Source organism: Pantoea sp. CTOTU50773, from assembly GCF_032082325.1.
GTDB classification, from domain to species: Bacteria; Pseudomonadota; Gammaproteobacteria; order Enterobacterales; family Enterobacteriaceae; genus Pantoea; species Pantoea communis.
The window spans coordinates 1-15,382 of sequence record NZ_DAMDQC010000102.1; the positions used below are offsets into that span (position 1 = coordinate 1).

At 55.6% G+C, this 15,382-nt stretch carries 15 protein-coding genes and 1 pseudogene; 12 read left to right on the forward strand and 4 right to left on the reverse strand.

Annotated elements, in window-relative coordinates:
• Nucleotides 1-197, forward strand: a pseudogene (locus tag RT340_RS15565) (PTS fructose transporter subunit EIIBC); the annotation flags it as partial.
• Nucleotides 198-247: 50 nt separating this feature from the next.
• Here RT340_RS15565 and nfo read toward each other — a convergent pair.
• Nucleotides 248-1,093, reverse strand: a complete 846-nt coding sequence (gene nfo / locus RT340_RS15570; RefSeq protein WP_313376963.1) for a deoxyribonuclease IV — start codon at nucleotides 1,091-1,093, stop codon at nucleotides 248-250.
• A 229-nt stretch (nucleotides 1,094-1,322) separates the two neighbouring features.
• Between nfo and RT340_RS15575 the strand changes: the two genes are divergently transcribed.
• The 6 genes from RT340_RS15575 (at nucleotide 1,323) to RT340_RS15600 (ending at nucleotide 6,659) form a co-directional block, all read left to right on the forward strand.
• Entirely contained in the window at nucleotides 1,323-1,640 is a 318-nt protein-coding gene (locus RT340_RS15575) for a hypothetical protein (protein ID WP_058962262.1), read from the forward strand.
• Nucleotides 1,641-1,760: 120 nt separating this feature from the next.
• Entirely contained in the window at nucleotides 1,761-2,138 is a 378-nt protein-coding gene (locus RT340_RS15580; protein WP_313376965.1) for a YkvA family protein, read from the forward strand.
• 9 nt (nucleotides 2,139-2,147) lie between these two features.
• Entirely contained in the window at nucleotides 2,148-3,014 is an 867-nt protein-coding gene (gene yieE, locus RT340_RS15585) for a DNA-binding transcriptional regulator YeiE (protein ID WP_160869476.1), read from the forward strand.
• Between the two features lie 137 nt (nucleotides 3,015-3,151).
• Complete coding sequence (locus tag RT340_RS15590) at nucleotides 3,152-4,618, forward strand: amino acid permease (RefSeq protein WP_313376968.1); 1,467 nt, start codon at nucleotides 3,152-3,154, stop codon at nucleotides 4,616-4,618.
• Between the two features lie 173 nt (nucleotides 4,619-4,791).
• Nucleotides 4,792-5,871 carry an iron ABC transporter permease gene (locus RT340_RS15595; RefSeq protein WP_313376970.1) on the forward strand — a complete coding sequence of 360 codons (1,080 nt, stop codon included), beginning with the start codon at nucleotides 4,792-4,794 and terminating at the stop codon, nucleotides 5,869-5,871.
• The gene (locus RT340_RS15600) at nucleotides 5,871-6,659 is read left to right on the forward strand and encodes an ABC transporter ATP-binding protein (protein ID WP_034824935.1); all 789 of its coding nucleotides are present in this window, start codon (nucleotides 5,871-5,873) and stop codon (nucleotides 6,657-6,659) included. The genes RT340_RS15595 and RT340_RS15600 overlap by 1 nt, the downstream gene beginning before the upstream one ends.
• Nucleotides 6,660-6,801: 142 nt before the next feature.
• Here RT340_RS15600 and fghA read toward each other — a convergent pair whose 3' ends face one another.
• From fghA to ptrR, 3 genes are read right to left on the reverse strand one after another with little or no spacing between them, the layout of a single operon-like run.
• Nucleotides 6,802-7,644 (reverse strand): S-formylglutathione hydrolase, encoded by an 843-nt coding sequence (gene fghA, locus RT340_RS15605; RefSeq protein WP_313376973.1) that lies wholly within the window; start codon nucleotides 7,642-7,644, stop codon nucleotides 6,802-6,804.
• A 12-nt stretch (nucleotides 7,645-7,656) separates the two neighbouring features.
• Complete coding sequence (locus RT340_RS15610) at nucleotides 7,657-8,781, reverse strand: S-(hydroxymethyl)glutathione dehydrogenase/class III alcohol dehydrogenase (RefSeq protein WP_097116612.1); 1,125 nt, start codon at nucleotides 8,779-8,781, stop codon at nucleotides 7,657-7,659.
• Nucleotides 8,782-8,827: 46 nt separating this feature from the next.
• The gene (ptrR, locus tag RT340_RS15615; protein WP_313376975.1) at nucleotides 8,828-9,739 is read right to left on the reverse strand and encodes a putrescine utilization regulator PtrR; all 912 of its coding nucleotides are present in this window, start codon (nucleotides 9,737-9,739) and stop codon (nucleotides 8,828-8,830) included.
• Nucleotides 9,740-9,843: 104 nt separating this feature from the next.
• Between ptrR and RT340_RS15620 the strand changes: the two genes are divergently transcribed.
• The 5 genes from RT340_RS15620 to mglB all read left to right on the forward strand — a co-directional run.
• Nucleotides 9,844-10,974, forward strand: coding sequence for a YbfB/YjiJ family MFS transporter (locus RT340_RS15620; protein WP_283003536.1), 1,131 nt, complete (start codon nucleotides 9,844-9,846; stop codon nucleotides 10,972-10,974).
• Nucleotides 10,975-11,099: 125 nt separating this feature from the next.
• Nucleotides 11,100-11,765 carry a GTP cyclohydrolase I FolE gene (gene folE / locus RT340_RS15625; protein ID WP_034824925.1) on the forward strand — a complete coding sequence of 222 codons (666 nt, stop codon included), beginning with the start codon at nucleotides 11,100-11,102 and terminating at the stop codon, nucleotides 11,763-11,765.
• A gap of 51 nt (nucleotides 11,766-11,816) precedes the next feature.
• On the forward strand, nucleotides 11,817-12,977 hold the full coding sequence (gene yeiB, locus RT340_RS15630) for a DUF418 domain-containing protein YeiB (protein WP_097116614.1): 1,161 nt from the start codon (nucleotides 11,817-11,819) through the stop codon (nucleotides 12,975-12,977).
• A 141-nt stretch (nucleotides 12,978-13,118) separates the two neighbouring features.
• Complete coding sequence (galS, locus tag RT340_RS15635; RefSeq protein ID WP_313376982.1) at nucleotides 13,119-14,159, forward strand: HTH-type transcriptional regulator GalS; 1,041 nt, start codon at nucleotides 13,119-13,121, stop codon at nucleotides 14,157-14,159.
• A 304-nt stretch (nucleotides 14,160-14,463) separates the two neighbouring features.
• The coding region (gene mglB, locus RT340_RS15640; protein WP_313376984.1) for a galactose/glucose ABC transporter substrate-binding protein MglB at nucleotides 14,464-15,382 on the forward strand (919 nt) is incomplete at its 3' end.

Consider the following 15,382-nt stretch of genomic DNA (forward strand, 5'->3'; position numbering starts at 1 on the left):
CAATCACTGGCGCGGTATCCATGTTGGTTGGCGCGAAACTTATGGCACCTCACGGTGGTCTGTTTGTACTGCTGATCCCGGGTGCAATCACCCCGGTGCTGGGTTACCTGATGTCGATTGTGATTGGTACCGCAGTGGCTGGCCTCGGTTACGCGATTCTGAAACGTCCGGAAGAAGAGCTGGCGAAAGCCGCGTAATTTTCACGGGATAAAAAAAGGGAGCTGCGGCTCCCTTTTTGCTGTCTGTTTTAAGCCTGTTGTTCCGACTTCAGCCACGCAATCTCATCTTTCCAGATATCCGGATTGATGGTTTCCAGAATCATTGGGATGCCATCAAAGCGCTTATCCTTCATCAGCCAGCTAAACACCGTCTTGCCAATGTTGCCTTCACCTAAGCTGTGGTGGCGATCCACACGGCTGCCGAGCGTGCTTTTGGCGTCATTCAGGTGCATGCCGCGCAGGAACTGGAAACCAACGATGCGTTCGAATTCGGCAAAGGTCTCCACGCAGGCTTCTTCTGTCCGCAGATCGTAGCCGCCAGCAAATGCATGGCAGGTATCGATACACACACCGACGCGTGATTTATCTTCGACTTGCTCGATAATGGTGGCGAGGTGTTCGAAACGGAAACCGAGATTGCTACCCTGACCCGCGGTGTTCTCAATTACTGCCACCACGTTGTGGGTCTGATCCAGCGCGATATTGATCGATTCGGCGATGCGCTTCAGGCAGGCCTCTTCTTCAATCTGCTTCAGGTGACTGCCAGGGTGGAAATTCAGCAACGTTAGCCCCAACCGCTCGGCGCGCTGCATCTCATCCAGAAACGCCTCTCGGGATTTCTCCAGCGCATCCATCACCGGATGGCCAAGGTTAATCAGGTAGCTGTCATGCGGCAAAATCTGCGCGGAAGTGAAGTTGTATTTCTCACAGGCGGTTTTGAAGGCATCAATCACTTCACCTGAAAGCGGGGCGGCTTTCCACTGGCGCTGATTTTTGGTGAACAGCGCAAAGGCTGTGGCTTCGAGTTCGTGGGCACGGATAACTGCCTGGTCTACGCCGCCTGATGCACTGACGTGTGCGCCGATATATTTCATGCCGCTCTCCTGGTTGGCGATTGCTGCTGCAAAGGGCACATCATAGCGGATGCGCTACCGCCATGAAATGTTGCATCGCTCGTGGGGAGAAAAACGGCACGGGTAAACACTTATCCAAATTATCAACACACTTACCAAAGTTAGCAGGTGCGCTTTTTTTCTGGTTAACTATAGTTTAACAAATTAGAAACTTTTAACTATAACCATGAAAACAGCTTATAGAAGTACTTTGGATACCGCTTTACAGCATGAAAAATTCAACGTAATCCATAAATTAACTTTAGGTAAAACCAATGCAGTGACCCTTTTTTATAATGGTCATGGCGCTGTCGGCTTCACGCTCGCCGTGCCCGATAGCGACAACTCGCTGGTCCATTTTTATCGTTATGGAGTCAATAACAGCGATCCGAAAAAGTTGTACCGCTCTGAATGCCTCTATTCCCGCCGGGAAAACTTTGGCTATCAGGACTGGTTGATTCGCACCATTACCGATGAGTTCACGGCCTGTGACACAGAACTGGAAGAACTGATCGGTATGAAAGCCTGACACACACTCCGCCGACAATCTCCTGGCGGCTGCTAGCCTGCGCATATACCCGACTGGTTTAAAAGTTAAATTGGTAATATATTGTCCATTGACCAGTATAACTAATAAGGAAGAGTCGGGATGTTGAAGCGCTTGCGCCGCTGGGCACGCTTAATTAAACGCGATGTGCTCACGCTGTGGTTTGCCTGCCGCGATCCGCGTACCCCCTGGTGGTTTAAGCTGCTGGCATTTGGCATTGTCGCCTATGCACTCAGCCCCATCGATCTCATTCCTGATTTCATTCCCATTATCGGCTTACTCGACGATGCCATCATCGTCCCGCTGGGTGTGATCATCCTGCTGCGTTTGCTTTCGCGTGAAATTCGCATCAGCAGTGCAGAACGGGCTGATGTCCAGCGGGCACGCGGCAAAAAGATTGTCAGCTGGGCTGGATTCTTCCTGACGGTGATCGTCTGGTTAGCGGTGGTGGCTTATCTTGTGAAGCGTTACGCAATGTGAGGAGGGCGCATGCATATCACGCTGCGTCAGATTGAAGTCTTTACCGAAGTGTTGAAAAGCGGTTCAACCACGCAGGCCTCGCAGGTGTTGGCCCTGTCGCAATCAGCGGTGAGTGCGGCGCTGGCCGATCTGGAAAACCAACTCGGGGTACAACTGTTCGATCGCGTCGGCAAACGACTGGCCCTGAACGAGCATGGTCGTTTGCTCTATCCACGCGCGGTCGGATTGCTGGAACAGGCCGGCGAGATCGAACAGCTGTTTAAAGAGGATAATGGCGCCATTCGTCTGTTTGCCAGTAGCACTATCGGCAACTACTTACTGCCAGGGATGATCGCCGCCTATCGTCGTGACTTCCCCACGCTGCCGCTCGAACTGAGCGTCGGCAACAGCCAGGATGCGATTAACGCAGTGGCGGATTTCCGTGTGGATATCGGCCTGATTGAAGGGCCGTGTCACGAGCCGGATATCGTTAGCGAAGCATGGCTGGAAGATGAACTGGTGGTGTTTGCCGCGCCTGATGCTGACATCCTGCAACAGCCGATCACGCTGGCATCACTGGCGGCCGCCCCCTGGATCCTGCGTGAGCGCGGTTCGGGCACGCGTGAAATTGTTGATTACCTGCTGTTGTCTCACCTGCCGCAGTTTCAACTCGGCATGGAGCTGGGCAATTCTGAAGCAATCAAACATGCGGTGCGTCACGGCATGGGCATCAGCTGTTTATCGCGCCGGGTGATCAGCGATCTGCTGGAGGCGGGCACGCTGGTGGAAGTGGCTGTGCCGTTACCACGTCTGACGCGCACGCTGTATCGCATTCATCATCGGCAGAAGCATTTGTCGAAAGCGCTAAGCCGATTTCTCTCCTATTGCCGCGAGTAATCGCGGCTGTCATAACGTAAACGGCTAATAATTTCGCGCCGATTATGAAGGTAACTAATAACCCGACGTGAATGCTATACAGCCTGGGGTTAGCTGCTACAATCGCGCCTTATTTTTATCCGGCATAGCGTTTACACATGCATAATGACTCAAAAACAACACAACAACCTGGGCTGCGCCGTGAATTAAAAGCGCGCCATCTCACCATGATCGCCATCGGCGGTTCCATTGGCACCGGCCTGTTTGTCGCCTCGGGTGCCACCATTTCTCAGGCAGGTCCCGGTGGCGCATTACTCTCTTACGCGCTGATTGGCCTGATGGTTTACTTCCTGATGACCAGCCTCGGCGAACTGGCGGCGTTTATGCCGGTTTCTGGCTCCTTCGCCACTTACGGCTCTAAATACGTTGAAGAAGGCTTCGGCTTCGCGCTGGGCTGGAACTACTGGTACAACTGGGCGGTCACCATCGCCGTTGATCTCGTCGCCTCGCAACTAGTGATGAACTACTGGTTCCCGGATACGCCGGGCTGGATCTGGAGCGCGCTGTTCCTTGGGCTGATGTTCCTGCTTAACTACATTTCCGTCAAAGGCTTCGGCGAAGCGGAATACTGGTTCTCGCTGATCAAAGTTGCCACCGTCATCATCTTTATCGTGGTGGGTGTGCTGATGATCGTCGGCATTATGCGCGGTGCAGAAAACGCCGGCTGGCATAACTGGACCGTGGGCGACGCACCTTTTGCCGGCGGTTTTGCCGCGATGATTGGCGTGGCAATGATTGTCGGCTTCTCGTTCCAGGGTACAGAGTTGATCGGCATCGCAGCCGGTGAATCACAGGATCCCGCGAAAAATATTCCACGCGCCGTGCGTCAGGTGTTCTGGCGTATTCTGCTGTTCTATATCTTTGCGATTCTGATAATCAGCCTGATTCTGCCGTACACCGATCCGAAACTGCTGCATAACGATGTCACCGATATCGCCATCAGCCCGTTCACGCTGGTGTTCCAGAATGCCGGATTACTGTCGGCAGCGGCAGTGATGAACGCGGTGATCCTGACGGCGGTGCTGTCAGCGGGTAACTCAGGCATGTACGCTTCAACGCGCATGCTGTTCAACCTGGCGCAGGAAGGCAAAGCCCCACGTATTTTTGCCAAACTGTCGAAAGGCGGTGTGCCTCGTAATGCCCTGATTGCCACCTCCGTGGTAGCGAGTTTGTGCTTCCTGAGCTCGAAGTTCGGCAACCAGGAAGTCTATCTGTGGTTGCTGAATACCTCAGGCATGACCGGCTTTATCGCCTGGCTGGGTATTGCGATTAGCCACTATCGCTTCCGTCGCGGCTACGTGGCGCAAGGGCATGATTTAGCGGCTCTGCCATACCGTTCCGGCTTCTTTCCGCTCGGTCCGATTTTCGCCTTCGTGCTGTGCCTGATTATTACACTGGGTCAGAACTACCAGGCGTTTCTGGCGGATCGTATTGACTGGTATGGCGTGGCGGCGACCTACATCGGCATTCCGCTGTTCCTGCTGATTTGGCTCGGTTACAAGCTGGCACGTGGCTCGCGCTTCGTGAAGTACAGCGAAATGGAATTCCCGACGTTTAAAGAGTAATGCGTTAAACGTGGGTGACATAACGCCGCTACCTTTGACTAGCGGCGTTTTTTTTGGCAAAGATGAACCGTGTTACAACGTTTTGGGCTTTGTCATACAGATATAATTGATAATTATTATCACCTGCACTATTGTGGCTGCCGTTATGATTTCGATAAGAAACAGGTAGAACAATGCAGACCACGGATTCCGCGCTGCTGGCGGAAAATAACCGCGAAGCCGATACCATGACGCGTTATCGTCAGGTGTTACGTCAGCGCCTGATGCTGATTGGCGTACTGGTGCTGGCAATACTGGCGTCAGTGATTCTTGATTTCACGCTTGGCCCGGCTGGGCTCTCCCTCGACACCCTGTTGCAGACGCTCACCCATCCTGATGCGGTGGATGCGGGCACGCGCGTGATCGTCTGGGATATCCGCTTACCTTATGCGTTGATGGCTGTCGTCGTCGGCTTTTCGCTGGGTCTGGCGGGAGCTGAGATGCAAACTATCCTCAATAACCCGTTGGCGAGTCCGTTTACGCTCGGCGTCTCTTCAGCGGCCGCTTTCGGCGCGGCGCTGGCAATTATTCTCGGCATCGGTATTCCCGGTGTGCCAGACCAGTGGTTTATCTCGGCGAACGCCTTTGTGTTTGCGCTGTTTGCCGCACTGATGCTGGATGGCGTGACGCGCTGGACCAAAGTGTCCACTTCAGGCGTGGTGCTGTTCGGCATCGCGCTGGTGTTCACCTTCAACGCGCTGGTCTCGATGATGCAGTTTATCGCCAGTGAAGATACCTTGCAGGGCCTGGTGTTCTGGACCATGGGCAGCCTGGCGCGTGCTTCGTGGGAAAAACTCGGTGTGCTCACGGCGGCTTTCGCCATCCTGATCCCGTTCTCGATGCTCAGCAGCTGGAAACTGACCGCGCTGCGCCTGGGTGAAGATCGTGCGGTGAGTTTCGGCATTGATGTGCGCCGTTTGCGTCTGGCGACGCTACTGCGCATCAGTATTCTCTCCGCGCTGGCGGTGGCTTTTGTCGGGCCGATTGGCTTTATTGGTCTGGTGGCACCGCACATCGCTCGCATGATGTTTGGTGAAGATCACCGCTACTATCTGCCGGCCAGTGCGTTGGTCGGTGCACTGGTGCTGTCACTGGCCTCGGTAGCGTCGAAGAACCTGATTCCAGGCGTGATCATTCCAGTGGGTATCGTCACTTCACTGGTTGGCGTGCCATTCTTCCTGAGTATTATTCTGCGTCATCGGGGGACGGTGTAATGGAACAGGGATTAGGTCTCAGCCATTTCTACGCCGGTTATCCGAAGCGTAAAGTCATTGAAGATCTCAACGTGCCGATGCTGCCACGCGGCAAAATCACCGTACTACTTGGACCTAACGGCTGCGGTAAGTCTACCTTGCTGCGCGCACTGGCGGGCCTGAGCAAAGGGCAGGGCGAACTGTGGTTGAATGGCGAAGAGCTGATGTCACAGCCGTTTGCCCGTCGTGCCCAGCGTGTGGTGTATCTGCCGCAAAGTTTGCCGGCAGGCGTGCATCTGCATGTGCTGGAGTCAATCATCGTGGCGCAACGTGCGTCCGGTGGCTTACACAGCGCATCAAGTGAAGCCGAGATTATGCATCTGCTGGAACAGCTGGGCATTGCCCACTTAGCGATGCGTTATCTGGACCAGTTATCGGGTGGGCAGAAACAGCTGGTGGGTCTGGCGCAATCGCTGATTCGCCGTCCGGAACTGCTGCTGCTGGATGAACCGCTGAGTGCGCTCGATCTCAATTACCAGTTCCACGTAATGGATTTAGTACGCCGCGAAACCCGCCTGCGCAATATCGTCACGGTAGTGGTGGTGCATGATATCAACATTGCACTGCGTCATGCCGATCATGCGTTGATGCTGAAAGAGGGCACCTTGCTGGCTGACGGCGAGCCGTCACAGGTAATCACGCCGGACACATTGGCGCAGGTGTATGGCGTACGCGGGCGTATTGAACACTGCTCGCAGGGCATGCCGCAGGTGATGATCGATGGGCTGGTGGCGGAATCGCTGGCTTAAACCTCGCAAAAGACGCTTAAGCTCAACATCAAGAGAGGCTGAGGATGAATGTTGGTGAGGCTTTTAGCCAATCACAGTCAGCCATAGCCAAAAAAGGGCGCACCTGGTGCGCCCTTACTGTCTCCACATCAACTGACGTGAACTACACCAACAGATGCTTCGCGTGGAACCGCAGATGGTCCTCGACAAAGCTGGCGATAAAGAAGTAGCTGTGGTCATAGCCCGGCTGCACGCGCAGCTCCAGCGGGAAACCTTGCTCACGCGCTACCGCTTCGAGGCGATCCGGACGCAGCTGATCGGCGAGGAACTGATCGCTATCACCCTGATCGATCAGAATCGGTAAGCGCTGTTCCACTTCACGCATCAGCAGGCAACTGTCCCACTCGCGCCAGGTCTGGCGATCTTCTCCCAGATAGGCGGTAAAGGCTTTTTGTCCCCACGGCACTTCGGTTGGATTGACGATTGGAGCGAACGCAGATGCCGAAGCAAAACGTCCACCCTGACGCAACGCCAATACCAGCGCGCCATGGCCGCCCATCGAATGACCCATTACCGACTGACGATCGCTCACTTTGAAGTTGTCCGCCACCAGGACCGGCAACTCCTCACTGAGATAATCGAACATACGATAGTGCGCCGCCCAGGGCTGCTGCGTGGCGTTGAGGTAAAAACCTGCGCCCTGACCGAGATCGTAGCCGCTGTCGTTGGCCACTTCGTCACCGCGCGGACTGGTGTCCGGCATAATCAGCACCAGGCCCAGCTCAGCGGCAACACGCTGCGCACCGGCTTTGGTGGTGAAGTTCTCGTCGCTACAGGTCAGTCCGGCGAGAAACCATACCACCGGCGGCGGTGTGTCATCCTGCGGTGGCGGCAGGAAAATGCTGAAGGTCATCGGGCAGTTCAGCACCGCCGACTGATGACGCCAGCGCTGCTGCCAGCCGCCGAAGATACGATGTTCTTCCAGCAGTTCCAGAGTGGATGCCATAACGCCTCCTTTTTACTTGTTAAAATGCACAACCGAACGAATGGATTTCCCTTCGTGCATCAGATCAAAGGCTTCGTTAATCTCTTCCAGTGGCATGGTGTGCGTGATGAAATCGTTCAGCGCGAACTTACCGTCCAGATAATCCTGTACGATGCCCGGCAGCTGGGTACGGCCTTTCACGCCACCAAACGCCGAACCGCGCCATACGCGACCGGTCACTAACTGGAACGGACGCGTGGAAATCTCTTCACCGGCACCGGCTACGCCGATAATCACTGACTCGCCCCAGCCTTTGTGGCAGCACTCCAGCGCGGAACGCATCACGTTCACGTTACCGATGCACTCAAAGGAGAAGTCTACACCGCCGTCGGTCAGCTCAACGATCACATCCTGAATTGGCTTATCGTAATCTTTCGGGTTGATCAGATCGGTCGCACCCAGTTTGCGCGCCAGGTCGAATTTGCTGGTGTTCAGGTCGATACCGATGATGCGACCGGCTTTCGCCATTTTCGCACCGATGATCGCCGACAAACCAATGCCGCCGAGGCCGAAGATCGCCACCGTATCGCCTTCTTGGACTTTGGCGGTATTCATCACGGCGCCCATGCCGGTGGTCACGCCGCAGCCCAGCAGGCACACTTCTTCCAGAGGCGCTTCTTTGCTGATCACCGCCAGTGAGATTTCCGGTACCACGGTGTACTCAGAGAACGTTGAAGTCCCCATGTAGTGGAAAATTGGCTTGCCGTCTTTGAAGAAACGGGTGGTGCCATCTGGCATCAAACCTTTACCCTGGGTGGAGCGGATCGCCTGGCACAGGTTAGTTTTGCCTGACAGACAGAACTTACATTTGCCGCACTCTGGGGTGTAAAGCGGGATCACGTGATCGCCGACCGCCACGCTGGTGACGCCTTCGCCCACCGCTTCCACCACGCCGCCGCCTTCGTGACCGAGGATCGCCGGGAACACGCCTTCCGGATCTTTACCGGACAGGGTGTAAGCATCGGTGTGGCACACCCCGGTGGCGACGATGCGCACTAACACTTCACCTTTCTGCGGTGGCATTAGATCCACTTCTTCAATTTTCAGCGGTTCGCCCGCTGCCCAGGCAACGGCAGCGCGGGTTTTAATCATGTTCATGCAATCCCTCTTCTTCAGATGTCGTGATTTACTTAAAATTAAAAACTCACTCAGCGGTTTGCAGCGGATGCAGCAACTCATCGTTAAGTGGGCGGTCGTCAAACATTTCAATAATCAAATACTTCAGCGCTTCCACGTTGGGTGTGAAGGCATCGCGGCGCCACATCAGCCAGGTGGCGGTATCGCGATAAGCGGGTGGCAGTGCATGCTCCTGCACGCGCGCGCGGCCGGGCATCTGCGTCAGGACCGACGCCGGAATCATTGCCACGCCCGCACCGCCTGCCACACACGCCACCATCGCGTGGTAAGACTGAATCTCCATCACGCTTTTCGGTGAGGTCTGGCTTTCGCGATACCAGGATTCCAGTTTGGTGCGATACGAACAGCTGTTACCAAAGGCAAACAGCGTGTCATGCTGCGTGTCGCGGGCGCTGGTAATCGGGTCGTGATCGAGACTGGTGATCAGCACCATCTCCTCGCGAAAGGCGATGCAGCCGTTGAGATCATCATGGGTGGCTGGGCCATCCACCAGCGCGGCCGCCAGCGTACCGGCGCGCACTTTATCGATGATATCGCCCGAGGTGCCCGTCACCAGCGATAGCGCCACATTGTGAAATCGTTGATGATAAGCCGCCAGCAGACCAGGAAGACGGGTCGCGGCGGTGCTCTCCATCGAACCAAAGGCAAAGTTCCCGCCCGGTTCTCCGGCACGGGCCATATTCAGCGCCTCATCGCTCAGGCTGAGGATGCGCTGCGCATAATTGAGGAAATTGTGGCCCATCGGCGACAATCGAATACGCTGCTTCTCACGGATAAACAGATCCACGCCAATCTCTTCTTCCAACTGACGCAGACGAGTGGTGAGATTGGAGGGCACGCGATGCAATAGCTCCGCGGCGCGCGCCAGCGAACCGGTTTCGGCCACAGAACAGAACATGCGGAGTTGTACTAAATCCATATTCTCTTTCCGTAAACAACTTGGTTAATATTATTCACTTTTCGTGAGTGTAATCGTCATGCATGCTAATAACAAGTGTTAAAAGAATCTGAACGGGAGTGGGAATGGCGTTTCGTGTCGCGCTGAGCGCGTTTTTAAGTTTAGTGGTTGCGATGGGGATTGGGCGATTTGCTTTCACCCCGCAGGTGCCATTGATGATTCAGGACCATCAGTTAACGCTGACCAGCGCCAGTCTGGTGGCGGCGCTCAACTATCTTGGTTATCTGTGTGGCTCCTTTGATGCCATGCGCGCGCATAAGCGTGTCGAATGGCGGCTGCAGGCTGGCGTGTGGGGCGCAGTGATCCTGACACTGCTCTCTGCCTGCGTCAGCGGGCCGTGGCTGCACGGTTTGATCCGCTTTGTGATTGGCGGTGCCAGCGGTTGGGCCATGGTGCTGATCGCTGCGTGGAGCAATGAGCAACTGCTGCATCATGGACGGCCAGGCTTGTCGGCGGCGGTGTTTGCCGGACCCGGCACCGGGATTTTCATCAGCGGAATGCTGGCGGTGGCGCTGCATGCCAGCGGGGCCAGCGCGGCACTGGGCTGGGCGGCTTATGGTTTGCTGGCGCTGCTGTTCATCGCCGCCATTGCGCGTTTTTTACCGCGCACGGGACAGTTACATCGTCCCGACCAGGCGCCTGCGCCGCTGGTGCTCAACGGTAACCTGAAACGCCTGGTACTGAGCTACAGTCTCGCCGGTTTTGGTTACATTCTGCCCGCAACCTTCTTATCGCAGATGACCGCCGCGCGTTTCCCGGACAGTGCGCTGGCGCAGTTTGTCTGGCCGGTGTTTGGCGGTGCGGCGGTGATCGGCATTGTGCTCGGCATTTTGACGCGGCGCTGGGGCAGCAGCCATCTGCGGCTGGCAGTGGTGCTCTGGGCGCAGGCTTTGGGCGTGATCTCCGCCATTGTCCTGCCAGGGCTGGATGGGCTGTTGATTAGCGCGCTGTTAGTTGGCGGCGGATTCTTATGTGTGGTGCAGCTGACACTGCAATACGGTCGCGAGCTGGCGCCGCATCACGCGCGCTATCTGGCCGGTCTGCTGACCACCGGCTACGCAGTCGGTCAGTTGGGCGGGCCGTTGCTGTCATGGATCTCCAGTTTGCTGTGGCACCGCCTCGATCCTGCCTTGTGGGTAGCGGGTGGTGCACTGATTCTGGCGGGCTTACTGGTGTTACGCCGTTCGGCACCATGAAAAGCTTTCATCTCCGATTGGATTGATTGCTGGATTACGCGCGCGTTGTGTTTCACAATACGCGCTCAGAATTTCCCCCGCAGGCGACGATCTGCGGGCGCATCACCTGCCGGAGAAAGAGTACGATGAGCACCTTAAGTCAGGAAGCCGCCCTGGTTCACGAAGCGCTGCTGGCGCGTGGCCTGGAAACGCCGTTACGCGCCCCGGTGCGCGAGATGGATGACGAAACCCGCAAGCGTGAAATCGCCGGTCATATGACCCAAATCATGCAGCTGCTGAATCTGGATCTGGAAGATGACAGCCTGATGGAGACGCCACATCGCATCGCCAAGATGTACGTGGACGAGATCTTCTCAGGCCTCGATTACGCCAACTTCCCGAAAATCACCGTCATCGAAAACAAGATGAAGGTGGATGAGATGGTCACCGTGCGTGATATCACCCTGACCAGCACCTGTGAGCACCACTTCGTGATTATCGACGGTAAAGCCACCGTCGCTTATATCCCGAAAGAGAAGGTGATTGGTCTGTCGAAGATCAACCGCATCGTGCAGTTCTTTGCCCAGCGTCCACAGGTGCAAGAGCGCTTAACCCAGCAAGTGCTGGTGGCGCTGCAAACTTTGCTTGGCACCAACAACGTGGCGGTGTCGATTGATGCGGTGCACTACTGCGTGAAAGCGCGTGGCGTGAAAGATGCCACCAGCGCCACCACCACCACATCACTGGGTGGCCTGTTCAAGTCCAGCCAGAATACGCGCCAGGAGTTCTTACGCGCGGTGCGTCACAGCTAATCCTTTGGGCGGCTTATTGCCGCCCGTTTTCTCTCTCCGTCAGGTCACTCGATGCAACGCTATCTTGCGCTGGATTTCATTCGTGGTTGCGCCATTCTCGGCATTCTGCTGCTCAATATCGTGGGTTTTGGCTTGCCATCGGCTGCCTATCTCAATCCGGCGTGGCAGGGCACTATCTCGCTTTCCGATGCCTGGACCTGGGCGATCATGGATGGCCTGGCGCAACTGAAATTCCTCACGCTGTTTGCGCTGTTGTTCGGTGGTGGCCTGTGTCTGCAGATCCCGCGTGGCAGTCGCTGGATGTCGGCGCGCCTGACGTTGCTGGTGCTGCTGGGTTTTATTCACAGCATCTTCTTCTGGGAAGGGGATATCCTGCTGGATTACGGTCTGACCGGGCTGATTATCTGGCGGATGCTGCGTGAAGTGCCTTCGGACAAAGCTCTGCTGCAAACTGGCGTGTTGCTTTACCTGATCGGTTGCGGCGTACTGCTGGTATTTTGGGGCATTTCCAGCCCGGAACCGGGCCGTTCGTGGCTGCCGGGTGCTGCCGATATCGAGTATGAAAGCTACTGGAAACTGGTCGGCGGCTGGGAAGCGATTCAGAACCGCCTCGACCATCTTTCATCCGGCTTGATGGCGCTGGCCGCGCAGTACGGCTGGCAGCTGGCGGGATTGATGCTGATTGGCGCGGCGTTGATGCGCAGCGGCTGGCTGAAAGGCGAGTTCAGCGTGCAGCACTATCGTCGCTCGGCCGCGCTGCTGCTGACGATCGGCTGGCTGATAGCCATTCCCGGCATTGTGGCGCAATGGTTACTGGACTGGGAGTTTCGCTGGAGCGGCTTCTTACTGCAGGTGCCGCGCGATCTCGCCAGCCCGTTTATCAGTCTCGGCTATGCGGCGCTCTGTTTTGGCTTCTGGCCGCAAATCGGTGCCACACGTTTCAGTTATGCGCTGCAATGCGTTGGCCGCATGGCACTCAGCAACTACCTGTTACAGACGCTGATCTGCACCACGCTGTTCTATCGCTTCAATCTGTTCCTCAAGTTTGATCGCCTGCATCTGCTGGCACTGGTCCCGGCTATCTGGTTGGTTAACATCCTGTTTTCTGTACTCTGGCTGCGCTTTTTCCCGCAGGGCCCAATGGAGTGGATCTGGCGCAAACTGACACGTCTCGCCGCCGGCAAAACGGAACCTTCCTCCCGCATCAGATAATGATGTTCATCACAAAGGTTGCAGATTTGTATGTAACCGTTTTCATCTGTGTGACGTGATTCACGCAGCTGAATAAAATGCCCTGACAAAATAGCGCCGTTACGCGCTTGTCGCGCATTTTCTCCTCTGTGGAACAGCTGCATGATAACGATTCGAGATGTCGCCCGTCAGGCCGGTGTATCAGTAGCCACCGTGTCGCGTGCGCTCAATAACAGCAGTGCAGTCACCCCTGATACCCGTGAAGCCGTACTCCAGGCGGCGGAATCACTGGGTTATCGCCCGAACGCCAACGCGCAGGCACTGGCCACCCAGGTCAGTGACACTATTGGCGTGGTGGTGATGGACGTATCCGATCCCTTCTTTGGCGCGTTAGTAAAAGCGGTAGATACCGTGGCGCAGCGCGTGCACAAACACGTGTTAATCAGCAATTCATGGCATCAGGAAGAGAAAGAACGTCATGCGATTGAAGTGCTGATCCGTCAACGATGTAACGCTTTAGTGGTCCACGCGAAAACGCTTTCAGACGCTGAACTAACTCAGTTTATGGATCAGGTTCCCGGTATGGTGCTGATTAACCGGACTATTCCCGGGTACGAACATCGTTGCGTCTGCCTGGATAATGTAACGGGATCTCTGATGGCAACGCGCATGTTGTTACAACAGGGACATCAACGCATTGGTTATCTCAGCTCCAGCCACCCGATTGAAGATGTGACGCAACGGCGTGAAGGCTGGCTGCAGGCCTTGTCAGAGCAGGGGATTCGCCCCCAGGAGTCCTGGATTGCCCATGGCGAACCGGACATGCAGGGTGGGGAAGCGGCGATGGTGGAGTTACTGGGCCGTAACCTGCATCTAACCGGCATCTTCTCCTACTGCGACGGTATGGCCGCTGGGGCGCTGACCGCATTGAAAGATAATGGCATTCAGGTGCCACAGCACTTCTCCGTCATCGGCTTTGATGATATTCCCATCTCACGTTACACCGACCCGCAACTCACGACTGTGCGATATCCTATTGTTTCTATGGCTAAATTGGCCACGGAGTTGGCCTTAAAAGGCGCAGCGGGCGAACTCGATCCCGACGCCACACACTGCTTTATGCCGACCCTGGTACGCCGCCATTCCGTTGCTCAGCGGCAAATTGTGGAGTCGGTCACTAATTCGGGCGATAGCGCTGTGTAACCGTTTCCAATCTGTGATTACATTCACAGTTAATTAACATGGCGCTCACTATGATGGCAGCGTCTTACCGGACTGAAACATCATGTAACGCCGGGTTCTCCTTCTCCGGTCAGGTTTCAGTAGCCGATTGAAATAGTTCACAACACTCTTCAGGAAGCGTTTACCTACAGGGAAGTCAGGATAGCGATGGTGGCCCGGCTTTGCGTTACGCGTCCGCCCCATAAATGAGTTTGAACCGACTGCGCTGGTTGCCCGCAGGCAGCACAGCGCGATGATATGCCCTACATAAAAAACCGGAGATACCATGAATAAGAAGGTTTTCACGCTCACAGCACTGGTTGCCAGCATGATGTTTGGTGCAACTGCGCACGCCGCCGATACCCGCATTGGCGTGACAATTTATAAATACGACGACAACTTTATGTCTATGGTTCGCAAGGACATCGACAGCGAAGCCAAAAAACTGGGCGGCATTCAGTTGCTGATGAATGACTCGCAGAACAGCCAGTCCACCCAGAACGACCAGATTGACGTACTGATGGCCAAAGGCGTGAAAGCGCTGGCAATCAACCTGGTTGACCCTGCTGCTGCGGCAGTGGTGATCGACAAAGCGAAAGCGAATGATGTGCCAGTGGTGTTCTTCAACAAAGAGCCGAATGCCAAAGTACTGGCCAGCTACCCGAAAGCCTACTACGTGGGTACCGACTCTAAAGAGTCAGGCATCATCCAGGCCAAACTGATTGAGAAGCACTGGAAAGCCACCCCAGCCTGGGATCTGAACAAAGATGGTCAGATTCAGTTTGCTCTGCTGAAAGGTGAGCCGGGCCACCCGGATGCTGAAGCACGTACCAAATACGTGATCGAAACCCTGAACACCGATGGTTTCAAAACTCAGCAGCTGGCGATGGATACCGCGATGTGGGACACCGCACAGGCAAAAGACAAAGTTGACGCCTGGCTGTCTGGCCCGAACGGCAACAAAATTGAAGTGATCATCGCGAACAATGATGCGATGGCAATGGGCGCAGTAGAAGCCCTGAAAGCGCATAACAAAACCAGCATTCCTGTGTTTGGTGTGGATGCGCTGCCAGAAGCGCTGGCACTGGTGAAATCCGGTGCGATGGCCGGTACCGTGCTGAACGATGCGGAAAACCAGGCGAAAGCCACCATTGATATCGCGAAGAACCTGGCCGATGGCAAAGAGCCAACCGCCGGTACTAACT

Coding starts and splice junctions, on each gene's coding strand:
- nfo (WP_313376963.1), bottom strand. CDS start 1,093: ATGAAATATATCGGCGCACACGTCAGTGCATCAGGCGGCGTAGACCAG.
- RT340_RS15580 (WP_313376965.1), top strand. CDS start 1,761: ATGTTGAAGCGCTTGCGCCGCTGGGCACGCTTAATTAAACGCGATGTG.
- yieE (WP_160869476.1), top strand. CDS start 2,148: ATGCATATCACGCTGCGTCAGATTGAAGTCTTTACCGAAGTGTTGAAA.
- RT340_RS15590 (WP_313376968.1), top strand. CDS start 3,152: ATGCATAATGACTCAAAAACAACACAACAACCTGGGCTGCGCCGTGAA.
- RT340_RS15595 (WP_313376970.1), top strand. CDS start 4,792: ATGCAGACCACGGATTCCGCGCTGCTGGCGGAAAATAACCGCGAAGCC.
- RT340_RS15600 (WP_034824935.1), top strand. CDS start 5,871: ATGGAACAGGGATTAGGTCTCAGCCATTTCTACGCCGGTTATCCGAAG.
- fghA (WP_313376973.1), bottom strand. CDS start 7,644: ATGGCATCCACTCTGGAACTGCTGGAAGAACATCGTATCTTCGGCGGC.
- RT340_RS15610 (WP_097116612.1), bottom strand. CDS start 8,781: ATGAACATGATTAAAACCCGCGCTGCCGTTGCCTGGGCAGCGGGCGAA.
- ptrR (WP_313376975.1), bottom strand. CDS start 9,739: ATGGATTTAGTACAACTCCGCATGTTCTGTTCTGTGGCCGAAACCGGT.
- RT340_RS15620 (WP_283003536.1), top strand. CDS start 9,844: ATGGCGTTTCGTGTCGCGCTGAGCGCGTTTTTAAGTTTAGTGGTTGCG.
- folE (WP_034824925.1), top strand. CDS start 11,100: ATGAGCACCTTAAGTCAGGAAGCCGCCCTGGTTCACGAAGCGCTGCTG.
- yeiB (WP_097116614.1), top strand. CDS start 11,817: ATGCAACGCTATCTTGCGCTGGATTTCATTCGTGGTTGCGCCATTCTC.
- galS (WP_313376982.1), top strand. CDS start 13,119: ATGATAACGATTCGAGATGTCGCCCGTCAGGCCGGTGTATCAGTAGCC.